This window comes from Cellulomonas sp. APG4, assembly GCF_009996735.1.
Classification (GTDB): Bacteria; Actinomycetota; Actinomycetes; order Actinomycetales; family Cellulomonadaceae; genus Actinotalea.
Genome location: NZ_JAACYI010000001.1, coordinates 141,104 through 158,410 on the forward strand (window position 1 = coordinate 141,104; position 17,307 = coordinate 158,410).

The following is a 17,307-nucleotide window of genomic DNA, read 5'->3' on the forward strand; positions in this document are numbered from 1 at the left end:
GTGAGCTCGGTGGGGTGGGGTGGGTCAGCCGCGCCCGGCGAGCACGGGCTCGTCGGCGCCGCTCGACGTCGCGGGGTCGGTCACGCGGCGGTGCCGCACGACCCGGCGGGCGACCAGGAGGCCACCGACCACGACCACGAGGCCCAGCAGGATCGAGACCCCGATCTGGACGTAGACCCAGGTGGGCGGCGTGTAGGTGACCGTCGCACCGGGCGCGAGCCCGTTCATCGCGTTGGAGTTCGCGACCGTGAACAGGATGTTGTGCGTCGCCTCACGGATGTCGGTCACCGCCTTGGCCGACGTCGTGTCCGCGAAGGACTTCGACGGCTGGAAGGTGAGCGTCAGGTCCGTCCCCGCGTGGATCCCCTGGTTCGGGTTCATGTACGGGTAGAGGTTGAAGTCCGAGATCGCGAAGCCCTCGAAGCCCCACTCGTCGCGCAGCACGTCCGTCATGAGCGCCTGCGAGCCGCCGGCCCACGTGGCGCCGACCCGGTTGAACGAGCTCATCACGCCGCCCGCGCCCACGGTGCTCTCGGCGAGGGTGCCCTCGTCGTCGGCCACGTACTCGACGTCCATCGAGACACCCTTGACGGCCATCTCGAACGGCTTGAGGTAGAGCTCGCGGATCGTCTGCTCGGTGGCCCACGTCGCGATGCCGTTGTTGACGCGGTTGGTCTCCTGCTCGTTGAGCGCGAAGTGCTTGAGCATCGTGTAGACGCCCTTGTCCGCGGCGCCGTCGGCCACGGCCGTCATCATCGCGCCCGAGAGGAACGGGTCCTCCGAGTAGTACTCGAAGTTGCGTCCGCCGAACGGCGAGCGGTGCAGGTTCGCCGCCGGGGCGTACCACCCGTTGATGCCCTTGTGCAGCGCCTCGTTGCCGAGCATCTGCCCCATCGCCGTGCCGAGCTCGACGTCCCACGTCTGCGCGATGAGGAACTGCGACGGGTAGGCGACGCCGTTGATCGAGGAGTTGATGAACGACGAGAACCCCGCGGGGCCGTCGGGCTCGACGGTCTGCGGCTTCGCGATCGAGGCGATGGCCGCGGTCTGGTACGCGCCGTTGAGCAGCATGTCCGTCATCTCGCCGACCGTGAGCGAGTCGAGCAGCTCGGCCCACTGCGGGTCGTCCTTGGGCAGGCCGCGCAGGTCGGCGAGCGTCAGGTCGGAGTCGGCGCCGGTGGTCGGCATCTCGCCGTCGAACGCCTCGGCCGCGGCCTCTGCGTCCCACGGCGCGAAGCCCTCGGCCACGGCCTCGTCGGCGACGTACAGGTCGGGCGTCGGCGGGGTGGGGAACGTCCCGGCGAAGTCGGCGCGCGACATCGCGAGGATCTTGCCCTCCTGCGGCTCCGTGCTGAACTCGGCCGAGACGTCGTCGAACCGGTTGGTGACCTCGGCCGCGTCGGTGGAGCGGTGGTCCTCACCCGCGTAGACGACGTCGGAGTCGACCGTGTAGCCGATCGGCTCGGTGCCCGCCGCGACGGTGTGCGAGTCGGTGCGGAGCGTGAGCTCGTACTCCCCCGCCTCGAGCACGTAGGCACGCTCACCCAGGTGGTCGTAGGACGCCATGTCCTCGACGGCGAGCTCGAGCGTCACCGTCTCGCTCTGCCCGGGCTCGATGAGCGCGGTCTTGTCGAACGCCCCGAGCACGACCTCGGCCTTCTCGATGCCGCCCGGCGTGTAGGGCGCCGAGTAGTAGAGCTCGACGACCTCACGGCCCGCGACGTCGCCGGTGTTGGTGACCTCGACGGTCACCGCGACCGTCCCGTCGACCGCGCCGAGCTGCGTGTCGACGACCTCCCACGCGAAGTCGGTGTAGCCCAGGCCGTAGCCGAACGGGTAGACGACGGCCTCGTCGTAGTCGAGGAAGCCCTCGGCGGCCGCGGTCTCGTAGTACCGGTAGCCCACGTAGATGCCCTCGGCGTAGTTCACGAACGGCGCCTGGGTGGTCACGGTCGCGTTGGAGCTCGCGCTCTCGATCGCCGAGACCGGATAGCTCACCTCGAGGTCCTCGTAGACGAACTCGCCGAAGTTCACGAACGTCGGGTCGGCCGTGAAGTCGGCGGCCCAGACGTCGGCCGTGCGTCCGGACGGGTTCACGTCACCCGCGAGGATGCTGCCCAGCGCGCTGAAGCCGGTCGCCCCCGGCGAGCCCGCGAGCAGCACGGCGTCCACGCCCGGGTCGTCCTGGACGGGACCCATCTCGATGGTGGTCGAGGAGTTCACCACGACGACGACGGTCTCGAAGCTGTCGGTCGCGAGGGCGAGCAGGTCGAGCTCGTCCTGGTTGAGCTCGAGCTGGTGCTGGCCCTCCACCGCGTCCTCGTCCCGGCCGGTCATGTCGCGCGCGAGGTCGCCGCCCTCACCGCCGGGGCGGCCCAGGTAGACGACGGCGGCGTCGGCGTAGTCCGCGAACGATGCCTGCTGCGCCTCGTACTGCTCGACGGGGAGCTCACCGATCTGGTAGCTCGACGCCTCGGGGTTGTCCATCTCGATGTGGCCGCGCGGGTTCTCCGCGGTGAAGGCCTCGATGGTCGCGTACACCGTGTCGTTGACCTCGAAGCCGGCCTCCTCGAGGCCTGCGCGCGGGGTCACCGCGGAGTTCGTGTCGACCGAGCCCGAGCCCGAGCCGCCGAACACCGGGTCGGCCGCCGCGCGGCCGAGCATCGTGACGCGGCCTCCGGGCGCGAGCGGCAGCGCCGCACCCTCGTTCTTCGCCAGCACGATCCCGTTGCCCGCGATCTCCTCGACGAGCTCGCGCGCCGCGGCGTCGACCTCGTCCATGTCCGCGTAGTCGGACGTGTAGTACTCCGTGTCCCAGCCCGCGGACTCCTCCGCGTTGGTGAACGTGTACGTCCCGCTGCCGAGCTGGGACGCGACCCAGCCGCCCGCGACGCTGAGCCCGATGTTCGCGACGACCGTGAGCACCGCCACGGTCGTGAGCACCGGCACCCAGATCCACAGGAACTTCTTGTTCGACATCGGCTTCCTCGCGCGCACGGACCTCGCCCTGGCGTTCACAGCATTCCTCCTCGAGTGTGGCCGACGTGCGGGGCCCGTCCGACAGGTCGTGGGACGGGCGCCCGACGTCGCCCGGGGCCGATGGCTACTCGGTCACCTGGGTGATGGCGCCGTCCTGGTCGATCTGCCAGGTCTCGCCGGTCTCGGCGGACTCGGCCTCGATCACGAAGTCGCCCCCGTCGATGTTCACGGTGCCCGTGACGCGCTCGGCCGCCTCCGAGGGGACGAAAGGCATCACCATCAGGCCGTACTTGACCGTGGGGTTGGTGACGTCGCTCGCGAGCATCACCTGCGCCCAGTCCTCCTCGGCGAGCGCGTCCAGGACGGCCTGGCGCGCGGTCTGGAGGTCCTCCGCGACGTCCACGTCGGCCGTCGCGGTCTCGGCCGCCTCGCCCGACGGGGCGTCGTCGCTGCTGCACGCCGTGAGGCCGAGCACGCCGGTGGTGGCGACCAGCAGGCCGAGGCCGGTGGTCAGAACCTTGCGCTTCACATCTGCTCCTTGAGAGGTCTGGCTGCGGGCCCACCCCGCAGCCGGTCGTGCGTCACCGCGCACGCACCGGGAGATGCGGGGCGGTGGGTGCCCGCGGGCGGCCGACGCACGGCCGGCCACCCGCGGGCGCGGGCGATCAGTCCGTGATCGGGCCCGCGTAGCTCAGGCCGAACCCGAAGGCCCAGTCGTTGCCGGCGGCGTCGACGTGCGTGGTCATGTCCTCGCCGACGTCCTCGTTCTGCGCCTCGACGGCGTCCATGCTGGCCGGGAAGCCGATCGGCAGACGGCCCTGCGGCTCGTGCTGGCCGGCGGCCACCGTGAGGGTTGCGAGGTCGCTGACCCCGAAGCCCACCAGCACCGCGTCCGAACGCGCCTCGAACTCGGCGGGGACCACCGGGTTGTTGGCCTTGACGATCGTGACGACCGGGATGTCCTTGCCCGAGGCCTCGACGGCCGCGACCGCGCGCTCGAACGCCTCGATGTCGGCCTGGTTCGAGATCCGCGAGGTCGCACCGAAGTACGAGCGGTTCTCCTTCGAGCCGTCCTCGAGCGTGTCACCGCTGATGGACGTGGTGCGGACGTTCGCGCCGTCGGCCGTGTAGGGCGCCCACTGGAGCGAGAACGGGTACCAGGCGCCGGTCTCGGCGTCCTTGCCCGCCGCCGTGAACGGCTCGCCGTTGTTCGGCGAGCGCAGGCCCACGAGCACCGCGTCGACGTCGGACAGGTCGGGGGCCGTCATCGACGTGACCTGGCCCTCGTCGTCGTACTCGACCGTGTCGGTCACGACCGTGCCGAACAGCTCCTCGGCCGCCTCGACGCTCAGCGTCGCGCCCTCGGTGTACGTCCCCGGACCGAACAGGCCGGCGTGGCCCGTGTCGTAGGTGTGCGGGATGTAGACGGTCTTGTCCGACCAGTCCGCACCCTCGGCGATGGTGCCGTCGTTCTTGACCATCACCACCGAGTCGAGCTGGGCGTCGAAGCCCGCGGCCACGTTCGCCTCGCTGCCGACCGTCTCGAGCGACTGCTCGAGCTCGACGAACGGGCTGTCGAACAGCCCCGGGGCGAAGTACCCGGTGAGGATGCGCGCACCCGACTGCTGCCAGCGCGTGTCCGCGTCGACGTCGAGCTCGCCGGCCTCGAAGCGCTCGGTCCACAGGTCGTAGGCCTCGAGGATCAGCGTCGAGTCGTTGACGCCGCCGAACATGTCCACACCGTTCGCGAGCACCTGCAGGTACCGCTCGACGGGCTCCATGCCCTCGGCGCCCCATGCGGTCGCGATGAACGCGTCCGGGTCGTTCGCGCCGGTCATGACGCCCCAGTCGGTGACGATCGCGCCGTCGAAGCCGATGTCCTCGCGGATCATGCGCAGCGCCTCGGCGTTGTAGGCCGTGCCCACGGCCTGGTCACCCAGCAGCGGGTTGCCGTCGCCGTCAAGCATGATCGAGTAGTTCGTCATCATGCCGAGAGACTCCGAGGCCGCCTCGAACACCGCGGCGTGGTCCTCGAGGTTGTCACCGGGGAACACGGCGTACTTGCCCACCGAGGTGTGCGACTCGCGGCCGCCCTCACCCGCGCCGTCGCCCGGGGCGTGCTTGATCGTGGTGGGCACGGTGTCCTCACCGAAGCCGACGTACGCGCCGTCCTCGTCGTAGGTGCCCTGGAAGCCCTTGACGTAGGCCGCGGCGAGCTCCGCCGCGAGCTCGGGGTTCTCCCCGAGCGTGCCGGACACGCGCAGCCAGCGCGGCTCGGTCGCGAGGTCGATCTGGGGGCTCAGCGCGTTCGAGATGCCGAGACCGCGGTACTCCTCGGACGCGATCCGGGCGAAGTCCTCGACCGTCTCGGGCGAGAACGTCGCCGCGAGGCCCAGGACCGAGGGCCACAGGGACACGCCCGAGCCCGTCGGCACGTAGCTCGAGCCCGACTGCGCCTCCGAGCGCGGGTCCGAGCTGAAGTTCGCCGGCACGTACGGGAGCTCGTCCGAGCCGAGCGACTCGACGTACGCCTGCATCGCGTTGACCCAGGTGACGTTCTCCTCGACGTCCGAGCCGCCCGCGTTGAGCACGTTGCGCAGGTGCGACTCCGACAGGTACGTCTTCTGCGCGTCCGTCAGGCCGTCCGCCGGCGAGCGCTCGTGCGAGCTGAACAGCATGAGTCCCGAGATCTGCTCGATCGTCAGGTCGTCCGCGAGGTCCGCTGCCCGCTCGGCCGGCTCGAGCCGCCAGTCCTCGAACGGGTCGAGCTCGCCGTTGGCGTTCATGTCCTTGAACGCCAGGGTGCTGCCGCCGTCCTCGACCTCGAGCAGCTCCATCGGGCCGTCCTTGGCGAACGTCAGCTTCTGTCCGCCGTCGGGGTTCTCGACGACGACGAAGGTCGTGGTGCCGTCGGACGCCTCACGCGTCGCGAACCCGTTGTCGGGGGTCTCCTCGTCCGGTGACGAGGCCGTGCAACCGGCCAGCGCCACGAGGGCGAACCCCGCGACGACCGCCGCTCCCTTGGCGCCCGGTGACCTGCGGTCGAGCCGTCCCGCCGTTGTCCTAGTCCTCATTGACCTTCCTCTGCCTCAGGCGACCCTGCCCACGTCCGCCGCCGCCCGCCGTCGTCGGGGCCGGTCGACGGGACGCACGCGGCAACAGCGCTGTGTGCGAACCGATCGCGGACCGGGGACGGGGTGGTCCTCCGGGCCGCAGCGTCAACGTAGGAACGGCCGCACGACCGCCGGGGCGCGCGTGCACGAACGGTCGTTTTCGGCGCACGAACAGTCCACGAGGTCACGACGGGGTCACGACGAGGTCACGCCGTCGGGCCCGGGTCGTGACCTGGTCCGGGCCCTTCGTCCCGCGGCCGCACGCCGCCCTAGACTCGTCGCGCCCCGGGCGACGGGGCCCCGACCGGACCGGAGGCCGCAGCATGGACCTGCTCGTCGTGGGTGCCGGGCTGTTCGGCCTCACGGTCGCCGAGCGTGCCGCGAGCGCGGGGCTGCAGGTGACCGTGGTCGAGCGCCGCGACCACCTGGGCGGCAACGCGTTCAGCAGCGTCGACGACGCCACGGGCATCGAGGTGCACCGCTACGGCTCGCACATCTTCCACACGTCGAACGAGCGCGTGTGGGAGTACGTCCGACGCTTCACGTCGTTCACCGCGTACCGGCACCGCGTGATGACCACGCACGCCGGCACGGTGTACCCGCTGCCGATCAACCTGGGCACCCTCAACCAGTTCTTCTCGGCCGCGATGGACCCGGCCCAGGCGCGCGCCCTCGTCGCGCAGCAGGCCGCCGAGGTGGACCCCGCGACGGCGACGAACCTCGAGGACAAGGCGATCTCGTTGATCGGGCGCCCGCTGTACGAGGCCTTCATCCGCGACTACACGGCCAAGCAGTGGCAGACCGACCCGCGTGAGCTCCCGGCCTCGGTGATCGCCCGCCTGCCGGTGCGCTACACCTACGACACGCGGTACTTCTCCGACCCGTACGAGGGGCTGCCGACCCACGGCTACGCGGCCTGGTTCGAGGCCATGGCGTCGCACCCCCGCATCGACGTGCGCCTCGGAACCGACTTCCTCGACCCTGCGCAGCCCTTGTCGAAGGCGGCGGCGCGCGGCCAGGTGCCGATCGTCTACACCGGTCCGGTCGACAGGTACTTCGACCACCACGCGGGGCCGCTCGGCTGGCGCACGCTCGACCTCGAGACGCGGACCGTCCCGGTCCGGGACTTCCAGGGCACCAGCGTCATGAACTACGCCGACCTCGACGTCCCCTGGACCCGCATCCACGAGTTCCGCCACTTCCACCCCGAGCGCGAGGACCGCCACGCGCAGGACGCGACGGTCATCATGCGTGAGCGCTCACGCTTCGCCACGGCCGACGACGAGCCGTACTACCCCGTCGCGACACCCCAGGACCGCGAGCGCCTGCGCGTCTACCGCGAGCTCGCGGCCGACGAGCCCGGCGTGCACCTGGGCGGGCGCCTCGGCTCGTACCTGTACCTCGACATGCACATGGCGATCGCGTCGGCCCTGTCGCTGTGGGACTCGGGCGTGGTGACGGCCGGGGGCCGGGCGCAGGCCTGAGCGGTCACCGGGGCCGTGCGTCGCGTGCCGCACCGCGCACCGCCGTGACGCGCGGCGCCCCGCCGACGGCGCCGTCCTGCGGCAGCGGCAGCAGCACGCGGAGCACGAACCAGTGCTCCTCGACGTTGACCGTCATCGAGCCGCCGTACTTCTCGGCGGTGTAGCGGATCGACTTGAGGCCGTACCCGTGCCGCGTCCTGTCCTGGCGGCGCGTGACGATGTCGCCGTCCTCGGTGCGCAGCTCGCCCGTGAACCAGTTCTCGAAGGTGAGCAGCGCGAACCGGTCCCGCGTGTAGACGGCCACCTTGATGAGCCGCTTCTCGGGCTCGGGCACCGCCATGACACCGTCGATCGCGTTGTCGAGCGCGTTGCCGAAGACGGCGGCGACGTCCATCGCGGACATGAAGTCGAGCACCCCGCCGTCGACCACCGACGTCAGGTCGATCCCGCGCTCCGCGCACTCCATGCTCTTGGTCGTCAGGATGACGTCGAGCACGCCGTTACCCGTGTCGGCCTGGGCCGCGTAGTCCGCGACGCTCGCCTCGAGGTCGTCGAGGTAGGACGCGCGTCTGGCCGGGTCGCCCTCGGCACGGATCACGCCGATCTGGTGCTTGAGGTCGTGGTACTTGCGGTTGACGATCTCGATGCTGCGCTTGGACTGCAGGTACTGCTCGTGCTGACGGCGCAGCATCTCGTCGATCGCGCGCACCTCCGCACGCGCCCGGTGCTGGAGGCGCTGCCCCTGCTGGGCGTAGAGCGCGACGAACCCGCAGAGGTCCACGAGCGTGCGGATGTAGAAGATCTCGAGGCCGAGCCGCCCGCTGAAGGGGGTGTTCGCGTTGAGGAAGCTGATGTTGCTCATGAAGAAGGTCACGAGCGCGATGGCGACGGCCGAGGCGAGCTCGACGTGGGTCACGTCGAGGGCCTGCGTGGGCCGGAAGTGGCGCGCCTCGACGACGAACGCACCGACGAACGAGGCCGCGTAGACCAGGACGAAGAAGGCGACCTGCCAGCTCAGCCCGGGGCGCCCGTCGGGCAGGAAGAAGAAGCAGTGCATCTGCCAGTGCAGGGCCGCGACCAGCTCCGCGAGCACCAGGGCGCGGGCCGCGAAGTACCCGGCGTCGCGCACCGACACCCTGGCCGCCGCGATGATGAAGCCGTACATCGAGGCGACCGCGGCCGCCATCCCGAGGGTCCACAGCTGGAGCGGCAGCTGACCCGCGAGCTGCTGGACCCCCACCTGCACGCCGAGCGCGCCGACGGCGAGCAGCGCGAGCCGCGCCCGCGGCAGCCGGGGACGCCGCAGCAGCACGTAGACCACGCACGCCAGCCACTCCGCGAGCCCCGTGAGCGGGCGCGGGATGTCGGGGAGCGTCGCGAGGATCGACGCGTCGGGCAGCACGTCGCCGATCATGTGTGCCGCGCCCCGAGGTAGTCGGTGAGCGCGGCGAGGAACGCCTTCTTGCGCGAGCGGCTGACGAGCAGGTCGTGCCCGCCGACGAGCAGCGAGCTGTTCCCGTGCACGCCGAGCACGTGCCGCAGGTTGACGAGGTAGCCGCTGTTGCTGCGGAAGAAGTGCTTGCCCTCGAGCTGCGCCTCGAGCGCCTTGAGCGGCGCCACCACCGAGTGCCTGCCGTCGACCGTGTGGACCGTGGTGCGGTGCTTGGCGGACTCGAGGAACACGATGTCGTCGGTGGGCACCCGCACCAGGCCGCCCTCGACCTGGAGCAGCAGGTAGTCGGCCGACTGGCGCCGCAGCCGCGCCACCGAGCGCTTGATCTCCTGCGCGAACGCGAAGTACGGCACGGGCTTGACCACGTAGCTGAGCGCGTCCACCTCGTAGCCCTTGATCGCGTACTGCGTCATGTTGGTGATGAAGATGATCACCACCGTCGGGTCCACGAGGCGGATGCGCTCGGCCGCGCTGAAGCCGTCGAGCCGCGGCATCTCGATGTCGAGCAGCAGGATGTCGAAGTCGGGTCGGTAGCCCGCCACGACGTCCTCGCCGTCGGGGAAGGTCGTCACGGCGAACTGCTCGTCGTGCTCGCGCTCATAGCGGCGCAGGTAGTCGACGAGGAGCGCGGCGCTGGCCGGGTCGTCCTCGGCGATGCCGATCCTGATCACTGTCACGGTTCCTCGGGGCTCGCGCGCACGGGTGCGCGTACGGCCGGGCTGGCTCCCGCGTGGCCCCCACCACCCGGGCCCGGCGTGTCGCGCAGATGCTAGGTGAGCCCCGCACGCGGTGTCATGCCGGTGCCCCCTGCGGCCGCCCGCACAGCCGCCGAGAGATCCCGCAGGTCGGTGGCCACGTCGTCGGCGCCCGCCTCGAGCAGCGCCTCTCCCGGGTAGGTCGTGGCCATGCCGATCACGTGCGCCACCCCCGCGGCCCGCGCCGCGTCGATGCCCGCGGGCGTGTCCTCGGCGACGACGGCGGCCGCGACCGTCACGTCGAGCACCTGCGCACCGCGCAGGTACGGCTCGGGATGCGGCTTCCCTCGCGTGCAGTCCTCGGCCGTCACCGTCGCGACGGGCCACCCGCCGAGCCCGCGCAGCACCTGCTCGGCCCACGAGCGCCGGGCGGACGTGACCACGGCGGTCGGCACCGCGAGCTCGCGGCACGCGGTCAGCAGCGACGCGGCCCCCGGGACCGGGAGCGGGCGCGTCGTGGTGCGCAGCAGCGCGTCGACCACGCCCTGGGTCAGCTCTGCCGGGTCCTCGCCTGCCCACGGCCCGTCCACCTGGGCGAACGCCTCGTGGCCGCGCCTGCCCGCGAACTGCCGCACGACGTCGTCGGGCACGTCCCAGCCGCGCAGCGCGAAGTAGGCCGCAAAGGCCGCGCGGTGCATCGGCTCGCTGTCGACCAGGGTCCCGTCGAGGTCGAGCAGCAGGGCACCGCCCGCGCGCACGAGCTCGGTGACGCGGCCGCTCACTCCCACGCGAACAGCGGGTCGCCCGCGGTCACGGCAGCCCCGGGCGCCACTCGGCCCGCGACCTCGGTGGGCCCGTCGAGTGCGACCACCGGGCACACCGGCGAGCGTCCGCCCGCCTCGACCGCGGCGGGGTCCCACCGCACGACGACGTCGCCCACGTCCACGCGGTCCCCCTCGGCGACGACGAGCTCGAAGCCCTCACCGGCGAGCTGCACGGTGTCGAGGCCGAGGTGGACCAGCACCGCACGGCCGTCCGCCGCGACGACGAAGGCGTGCGGGTGGAGCTTGGCGATCGTGCCGGCCACGGGGGCGACCGCCGCCACCGCACCGCCGTCGACCCGCGGGGCGATCGCGAGCCCCGGACCCACCATCGCGCCGGCGAACACCGGGTCGGGCACGTCGGCGAGCGCGAGGACCGTCCCGTCCACGGGCGCATGCACGACGAGCGGTGTGGTGGGCGCAGCCGCCTCGGGTCGGGTCTCGCTCACGGTTCCTCCGTCGTGGGGTCCAGGTGTCACATCAGCTCCTCGAGGTCGGAGGCGAGCACGTCGACCGTCGGACCGACGACCACCTGCACCACGTGGCCGGCGATCATCACGCCGTGCGCGCCGGCGGCACGCAGCGCGGCGGCGTCGACCAGTGCCGGATCGCGCACCTCTGAGCGCAGCCGCGTGGTGCACGGCTCGATCTCGACGATGTTGGTGACCCCGCCGAGCCCGGCGAGGATCCGGGTCGCCTGGTCCTGGTACGTCATCCGTCCACCTTCCCGAGGGGTCCCGCGGCGGAGGCGGCGGCGACGGCGCCCCCGCGGGGTGTGAGCGCCGGTCTGGGCTGGCGCAGCGGGACCCAGAGCACGTACCGGTCCGCCCGGTAGGCGGACCGGGAGTACACGAGGGCGACGTCGCCCGTGAAGGTCCGTCGCTCGACACGCAGCACGGCCGCGCCGGGACGCAGGCCCAGGTGCTCGGCGTCCTCGGCGTCCGCCTCCGAGGCAGCGACGGTGTCCTCGCCCCAGTCGGGCTCGAGGCCGCGGCGGCGCAGGTCGCCGTAGACGCTCTCGGGCACGCCGTCGGCCAGGAGGTTGGGCACCAGCGCCACCGGGAGCCAGGCCTGCTCGATCGCCATGGGGGTGCCGTCGGCGTAGCGCACGCGGTGCAGGTGGTGCACGGGCTCACCGGGCTGCAGGTCGAGCGCGTCGGCGACGTCGGGGGCCGCCGGCGCCTGCTCGGCGACGAGCACGTGCGACGAGGGCTCCATGCCGCGGCGGCGCATCTCCTCGCCGAACGAGGTGAGGCGCACCTCCATGTCCATCTTCGTCGGGGCGACGAACGTGCCACGTCCCTGCTCACGCACCAGCAGCCCCTCGACCACCAACGCGTCGACCGCCTGGCGCACCGTCATGCGCGAGATCCCGAAGCGCTCGCACAGCACGCGCTCCGAGGGGATCACGTCCCCGGGCTCGAGCTCGTGGGTCACGAGCGAGCGCAGGTAGTCGCGCACACGCACGTACTTGAGCGAGTGACCCACGTCCGTCGCAACCCCTTCGTCGCACCCTCGGCACCGACCCCTTGACACTGCGGGGCCATCCCATCATGGTGGGGCCGACTGGTCCAGACATCTAGCACAGCATGTCCCCAGCACGGTCCTGCGGGCAGTGACGCCCGCCCCAGGACGCGCAGCGCGCCGGCGCCCGCCGTCGCGCACCGCACACGACGAGGAGTGCACGCGCATGACCGCCACGACAGCCCCCGAGGTCCGCGAGAAGCGACCGATCCCCGGCTTCGCCCAGCTGCAACGCATGGGGCGTTCCCTCATGCTCCCGATCGCGTCGCTGCCCGCGGCGGCCCTGCTCCTCCGGCTCGGGCAGCCGGACATGCTGGGTGCCGACGGCCTCGCGGGCGCCTGGGGCGACTGGCTGCTGCCCGTGGCGTCGGTGCTCGGATCGGCCGGCAACGCGCTCTTCGCCAACCTGCCGCTGCTGTTCGCCGTCGGCATCGCGGTCGGATACGCACGCAAGTCGGACGGCTCGACCGGCCTGGCCGCCGTCATCGGCTACCTCGTGTTCAAGGGCGTCACCGACGCGCTGTCCCCGTTCGCGCTGGGCGAGGCGGCCGAGGGCGAGACGCAGGAGCTCATCAACTACGGCGTGCTGGGCGGCATCGTCATCGGCGTGGTCACCGCGCTGCTGTACCAGCGCTTCTACCGGATCAAGCTGCCCCCGTACCTCGCGTTCTTCGGCGGGCGCCGGTTCGTGCCGATCGTCACCGCGGGCTCGGCCGTGCTCATCGCCGTCATCGGGACGCTCGTCTACCCCGTGTTCGACGCGGGCCTCACCGCGGTCGGGCAGTTCGTGACCGGCAGCACGATCCTCGGCGGGTTCGTCTACGGCACGGCCAACCGCCTGCTCGTGCCCATCGGCCTGCACCACCTGCTCAACTCGCTCCCGTGGTTCCAGTTCGGCGAGTTCGAGGCCGACGGCGAGATCTGGCAGGGCGACATCAACCGGTTCCTGCACGGCGACCCGACGGCGGGCACGTTCATGACGGGCTTCTTCCCGATCATGATGTTCGCGCTGCCGGCCGCGGCGCTCGCGATCGTCCACACGGCCAAGCCCGCCAAGCGCAAGATCGTCGCGGGCATCATGGGATCGGCGGCGCTCGTCTCGTTCGTCACCGGCGTCACCGAGCCCCTCGAGTTCGCGTTCGTCTACGTGGCCTACCCGCTCTACGCGATCCACGCCGTGCTCACCGGGACGTCGCTCGCCCTGGTCAACGCACTCGACATCCGCAGCGGGTTCGGCTTCAGCGCGGGCGCGATCGACTACCTGCTCAACTTCCGGATCGCCGAGCAGCCGCTGCTGCTCATCCCGATCGGGCTCGCCTACGGCGCGCTGTACTACGTGCTGTTCCGGTTCGTCATCACGCGCTGGAACCTGCGGACGCCGGGCCGCGAGGACGACGACACCGTCGCCGACAACAACGTGCTCGTGGACCAGCCGGTCGACGCCTCCGCGGCGGGGGCGAGCGCGACCGCCGGCGCCGGCACGGTGCGGACGGGCGACGAGCCCGCGCCCGGCCGGACGTCGGGCTGACGACGCGCGGCGCGCGGGCTACGGCTCGGACGTCGTGAGGAACGCCTCGAGGGCGTCGAGCGCCGCACCGGCCTCGGCGCCCTCGGCCGCGAGCACCACCTCGTCGCCCTGCTTCGCGCCCAACGCCATGACGGACAGGATGCTCGACGCGGGCTGCGCCGCGGCGCCGTCCTTGGCGATCGTCACCGGGACCGGCTGGGAGCCCGCGAGCTTGACGAAGAGCGCCGCGGGGCGGGCGTGCAGCCCCTCGGCGAAGGCGACGGTGACGCGACGTTCGGGCACGGGGGCCTCCGGACGGACGGGGACGACAAGTGGTCTGGACCACCGTAGCGCCGTCGAGAGCCCGCCGCCACGGGACCGGGGAGGGTGCGTGCCGTCGCCCGGCACGCAGCCTCCCCGTCGTCCAAGGTGTCGGCCGACGGTCCCGCCCCCTGTACGCCCAGGGCAGACACCCCGACGGCGTGCCGCGCCGCGTGCGCGGCTAGCGTCCGAAGGAGCCGCCGGGCCCTCGGGGCACCGACGGGCCACGACCCACCCGGGCCCACAGGAGACGTCATGAGCCGCACCGCCGCGAGGCCGCTCGCACTCACCCGCCCCGCGCCGCCCCCGCTGCTGCGCCACGTCGTCGGGCGGATCCTGCGAGACCGGCGGACCGACGCCGACCGCACGCTGCGCGACGTCGCGCACGAGGCACGCGTGTCGGTCGCCTACCTGTCCGAGATCGAACGAGGCCGCAAGGAGGCGTCGTCGGAGGTGCTCGTCGCCGTATGCGGAGCGCTCGGCCTGTCGCTCGCGGACCTGCTCGCACGCGCCCACGACCAGCTCGTCGGGCCCGGCGCACGCGTCCTGAGCCTCACCTCCCGCGCCGCCGGACCCGCGACCGCCGGTGCCCCGTCCGCACCGTCCGCTGGGACCGTGCAGGTCGGGGCGCGCGTCATGGCGCTGGCCGCTTGAGGGAGGTCACGACGGCGTCCACCACCCCGTACTCGACCGCGCGCGGAGCGGTGAGCACGAGGTCCCTGTCGGTGTCGGCGCGCAGGCGCTCGACCGGCTGACCCGTGTGACGCGCGAGGACCTCCTCGACCTCGGCGCGCATCCGCAGCACCTCACGGGCCTGGATCTCGAGGGCCGCCGCGGTGCCCTGGGCACCGCCCGAGGGCTGGTGCAGGAGCACGCGCGCGTGCTCGAGCGCGAACCGCTTGCCCGGCGCCCCGGCCGCGAGCAGCACGGCCGCCGCCGACGCCGCCTGCCCCAGGCAGAAGGTCGCGACGTCGGGACGCACGTACTGCATCGTGTCGTAGATCGCCATGAGCGCCGTGAGCGAGCCGCCCGGGGAGTTCAGGTACAGGTGGATGTCCGCGTCCGGGTTCTCGGACTGCAGGTGCAGCAGCTGCGCCACCACCACGTTCGCGACGCCGTCGTCGATCTCGGTCCCGAGCACGATGATGCGGTCGGAGAGCAGGCGACTGAAGACGTCGGCCGCGCGCTCCCCGCGCGGCAGGCGCTCGACGACCGTGGGGATCGTGTACTGGCCGGCCATCAGAGCCCCACCGTCCGCGCGTCGCCCTCGGGCCGGATGTCGTCGAGGCTCGCGACCACGCGGTCGACGAACCCGTAGTCGCGGGCCTCGTCGGCCGTGAACCACCGGTCCCGGTCGGCATCCGCCTCGATCCGCTCGACGGGGTGGCCCGTGTGCTCGGCGATGAGCCCGAGCATCGTGCGCTTGGTGTGGCTGAGGTTCTCGGCCTGGATCGCGATGTCGACTGCGGTGCCCTGGAAGCCACCCGAGGGCTGGTGCATGAGCACCCGGGCGTGCGGGAGGGCGAAGCGTTTGCCCGGGGTGCCGGCGCTCAGCAGGAACTGCCCCGCGCTCGCCGCGAGCCCCATCGCGAGGGTCGCGACGTCGTTGGGCACCAGGCGCATCGTGTCGTAGATCGCGAGCGCCGCACTGATCGAGCCCCCGGGCGAGTTCACGTACAGCGCGATGTCGCGCCTCGGGTCCTCGGCGGAGAGCAGCAGCAGGCCCGCGCACAGCCGGTTCGCGACCGCGTCGTCCACCTGCTGCCCCAGCACCAGGATGCGCTGGTGGAGCAGGCGGGTCGCGAGCTGGTCGTCGAAGCCGCCGACGGCGGGTGGGGCGGTCGCCAGGGTGGCGGCGGTCATGGTCGTCCTCCGGTGGTCGGTGCGTGCGACCGGCGCGTCCGGTGGCACGAGCCCATGCGACCACCGGCTCCCACGCCCGGGGTGCGACGTCTGCCGTCGGCGGATCCGCCCGCGGCAGACGCCGCCCTAGGGTGGGGCGATGAAGATCGTCATCCCCGGCGGCACGGGACAGGTCGGTGGGCAGCTGCGCCGTGCGCTCAGCGCGCAGGGACACGAGGTCACCGTGCTGAGCCGGCGCCGCGAGCAGCTCGAGGACGGCGTGCGGCACGCGGTCTGGGACGGCCGCACCCTCGGCCCGTGGGCTGCCGAGATCGACGGCGCAGACGCCGTGATCAACCTCGCGGGACGCAGCGTGAGCTGTCGGTACACGGACGCGAACCTGCGGGCGATGATGTCGTCCCGGGTCGACTCGACGCGCGTGGTGGGCGAGGCGATCGCCCGCGCCGAGCGGCCGCCGTCCGTCTGGCTCCAGATGAGCACGGCCACGATCTACGCCGACTCCCGCAGCCGCGGCGACGACCGTCCGCACAACGAGGCAACCGGTGTGATCGGCGGCGACGAGCCCGACGTCCCCCTGTCCTGGGAGTACAGCGTGCGGATCGCGCGGCGGTGGGAGGCCGCGCTCGCCGAGGCGGACCTCCCGGCCACCCGGCGCGTCGCCCTGCGCACCGCGATGGTGATGACGCCCGATCGCGGCGGCGTGTTCGACTACCTGTCCTGGATGGCCCGCCTGGGGCTCGGCGGGCCGGTCGCGGGCGGAGGCCAGTACGTGTCCTGGGTCCACGGTGACGACCTGGTGCGGACCGTGACGTTCCTGCTCGCACGCGAGGACCTCGACGGCCCCGTGATCGTGGCGGCTCCCGAGCCCCTCCCCCAGCGGGTGTTCATGCGATCCCTCCGCCGCGCCTGGGGTGTGCCGGTCGGCCTGCCTGCGACCCGGTTGATGGCCGAGCTCGGCGCGCTCGTGCTGCGCACCGACACCGAGCTGCTGCTCAAGAGCCGGCGCGTGGTGCCGGGTCGCCTGCTCGACGCCGGCTTCGCGTTCGAGCACCCCGCGTGGGAGCGTGCCGCGCTCGATCTCGTGGGCCGAAGGCGCCGCGGCGACCTCGGCGGTGTGGCGGCGGCGTCCCGTCCGTCGATCACGTGACCAGCCGTCGCACCCCGAGACGCGCGAGCAGGAGCACCGCGATCAGCGCGGTGACCGCCCAGAACCCGCCGAGGCGCACCGCGTCGCCGAAGACGAGGTCCACCACCCAGAGCACCAGGAGCTTCGATCCCGGCAGGACGAGCACGAGCATCCCGCCGGCAACGAGGCGTCCTGCGGCCGAACCCGCTGCACGCAGGTGCCCGACGACGGCGGCCTTGACGCGCACCACCACCTCGAGGACCGCCTTGAGCAGGACGGCGGTGAGGAGGGACAGGCTGAACGTCTCGCTGAGCACCGCCGGCACGTACTCGACGGCGAGGTTCAGCACCGTCACGTAGACGAACACGTCGACGACGTGCACCGCCGGCGGGCGCGTCGTGCTCATCCGCCGACGGCCGAG

17 protein-coding genes are annotated in these 17,307 nt (G+C 72.2%); 4 read left to right on the top strand and 13 right to left on the bottom strand.

Annotation, left to right across the window (positions count from 1 at the left end; all coding sequences use genetic code 11):
* Positions 1-24 precede the first annotated feature (24 nt).
* From GXB85_RS00625 to GXB85_RS00635, 3 genes are all read right to left on the bottom strand, one after another.
* Positions 25-2,979, bottom strand: a complete 2,955-nt coding sequence (locus GXB85_RS00625) for a glycoside hydrolase family 3 C-terminal domain-containing protein (RefSeq protein ID WP_161915717.1) — start codon at positions 2,977-2,979, stop codon at positions 25-27.
* A 124-nt stretch (positions 2,980-3,103) separates the two neighbouring features.
* Entirely contained in the window at positions 3,104-3,508 is a 405-nt protein-coding gene (locus GXB85_RS00630; RefSeq protein ID WP_161915718.1) for a hypothetical protein, read from the bottom strand.
* A 136-nt stretch (positions 3,509-3,644) separates the two neighbouring features.
* Complete coding sequence (locus GXB85_RS00635) at positions 3,645-6,053, bottom strand: glycoside hydrolase family 3 N-terminal domain-containing protein (RefSeq protein ID WP_161915719.1); 2,409 nt, start codon at positions 6,051-6,053, stop codon at positions 3,645-3,647.
* Between the two features lie 362 nt (positions 6,054-6,415).
* Here GXB85_RS00635 and glf point away from each other — a divergent pair, with 362 nt between their 5' ends.
* Positions 6,416-7,576, top strand: coding sequence for a UDP-galactopyranose mutase (gene glf / locus GXB85_RS00640; RefSeq protein WP_161915720.1), 1,161 nt, complete (start codon positions 6,416-6,418; stop codon positions 7,574-7,576).
* A 4-nt stretch (positions 7,577-7,580) separates the two neighbouring features.
* Here the strand turns inward: glf and GXB85_RS00645 are convergent, their stop codons facing one another.
* From GXB85_RS00645 to GXB85_RS00670, 6 genes are all read right to left on the bottom strand, one after another.
* Positions 7,581-8,978 carry an ATP-binding protein gene (locus GXB85_RS00645; protein WP_161915721.1) on the bottom strand — a complete coding sequence of 466 codons (1,398 nt, stop codon included), beginning with the start codon at positions 8,976-8,978 and terminating at the stop codon, positions 7,581-7,583.
* 8 nt (positions 8,979-8,986) lie between these two features.
* Positions 8,987-9,706: a LytTR family DNA-binding domain-containing protein gene (locus GXB85_RS18700; protein WP_161915722.1), complete on the bottom strand. Its 720-nt coding sequence runs from the start codon at positions 9,704-9,706 to the stop codon at positions 8,987-8,989.
* A gap of 92 nt (positions 9,707-9,798) precedes the next feature.
* Positions 9,799-10,512, bottom strand: coding sequence for an HAD family phosphatase (locus GXB85_RS00655; protein ID WP_161915723.1), 714 nt, complete (start codon positions 10,510-10,512; stop codon positions 9,799-9,801).
* Positions 10,503-10,994, bottom strand: coding sequence for a glucose PTS transporter subunit IIA (locus tag GXB85_RS00660; RefSeq protein WP_161915724.1), 492 nt, complete (start codon positions 10,992-10,994; stop codon positions 10,503-10,505). The genes GXB85_RS00655 and GXB85_RS00660 overlap by 10 nt, the downstream gene beginning before the upstream one ends.
* Before the next feature lie 26 nt (positions 10,995-11,020).
* On the bottom strand, positions 11,021-11,260 hold the full coding sequence (locus GXB85_RS00665; RefSeq protein WP_161915725.1) for a glucose PTS transporter subunit EIIB: 240 nt from the start codon (positions 11,258-11,260) through the stop codon (positions 11,021-11,023).
* Positions 11,257-12,033 (bottom strand): GntR family transcriptional regulator, encoded by a 777-nt coding sequence (locus tag GXB85_RS00670; protein WP_370523922.1) that lies wholly within the window; start codon positions 12,031-12,033, stop codon positions 11,257-11,259. Before GXB85_RS00670 ends, GXB85_RS00665 begins: the two co-directional genes overlap by 4 nt.
* A 202-nt stretch (positions 12,034-12,235) precedes the next feature.
* On the opposite strand from GXB85_RS00670, the gene GXB85_RS00675 reads away from it, so the two are divergent.
* The gene (locus GXB85_RS00675; protein ID WP_161915726.1) at positions 12,236-13,597 is read left to right on the top strand and encodes a PTS transporter subunit EIIC; all 1,362 of its coding nucleotides are present in this window, start codon (positions 12,236-12,238) and stop codon (positions 13,595-13,597) included.
* Positions 13,598-13,615: 18 nt separating this feature from the next.
* On the opposite strand, the gene GXB85_RS00680 is transcribed toward GXB85_RS00675, so the two are convergent.
* A complete protein-coding gene (locus GXB85_RS00680) occupies positions 13,616-13,879 on the bottom strand; it encodes an HPr family phosphocarrier protein (protein WP_161915727.1) in 264 nt (87 codons plus the stop codon).
* A gap of 273 nt (positions 13,880-14,152) precedes the next feature.
* On the opposite strand from GXB85_RS00680, the gene GXB85_RS00685 reads away from it, so the two are divergent.
* Complete coding sequence (locus GXB85_RS00685; RefSeq protein ID WP_161915728.1) at positions 14,153-14,551, top strand: helix-turn-helix domain-containing protein; 399 nt, start codon at positions 14,153-14,155, stop codon at positions 14,549-14,551.
* On the opposite strand, the gene GXB85_RS00690 is transcribed toward GXB85_RS00685, so the two are convergent.
* Both GXB85_RS00690 and GXB85_RS00695 read right to left on the bottom strand, forming a co-directional pair.
* Entirely contained in the window at positions 14,532-15,137 is a 606-nt protein-coding gene (locus GXB85_RS00690; protein WP_161915729.1) for a ClpP family protease, read from the bottom strand. The genes GXB85_RS00685 and GXB85_RS00690 overlap by 20 nt on opposite strands.
* Complete coding sequence (locus GXB85_RS00695; protein WP_161915730.1) at positions 15,137-15,760, bottom strand: ClpP family protease; 624 nt, start codon at positions 15,758-15,760, stop codon at positions 15,137-15,139. Before GXB85_RS00695 ends, GXB85_RS00690 begins: the two co-directional genes overlap by 1 nt.
* A 139-nt stretch (positions 15,761-15,899) precedes the next feature.
* Between GXB85_RS00695 and GXB85_RS00700 the strand changes: the two genes are divergently transcribed.
* The gene (locus GXB85_RS00700; RefSeq protein WP_161915731.1) at positions 15,900-16,907 is read left to right on the top strand and encodes an epimerase; all 1,008 of its coding nucleotides are present in this window, start codon (positions 15,900-15,902) and stop codon (positions 16,905-16,907) included.
* Here GXB85_RS00700 and GXB85_RS00705 read toward each other — a convergent pair.
* The gene (locus GXB85_RS00705; RefSeq protein ID WP_161915732.1) at positions 16,900-17,292 is read right to left on the bottom strand and encodes a hypothetical protein; all 393 of its coding nucleotides are present in this window, start codon (positions 17,290-17,292) and stop codon (positions 16,900-16,902) included. The two genes, GXB85_RS00700 and GXB85_RS00705, sit on opposite strands and share 8 nt — an antisense overlap.
* Positions 17,293-17,307: the final 15 nt, after the last annotated feature.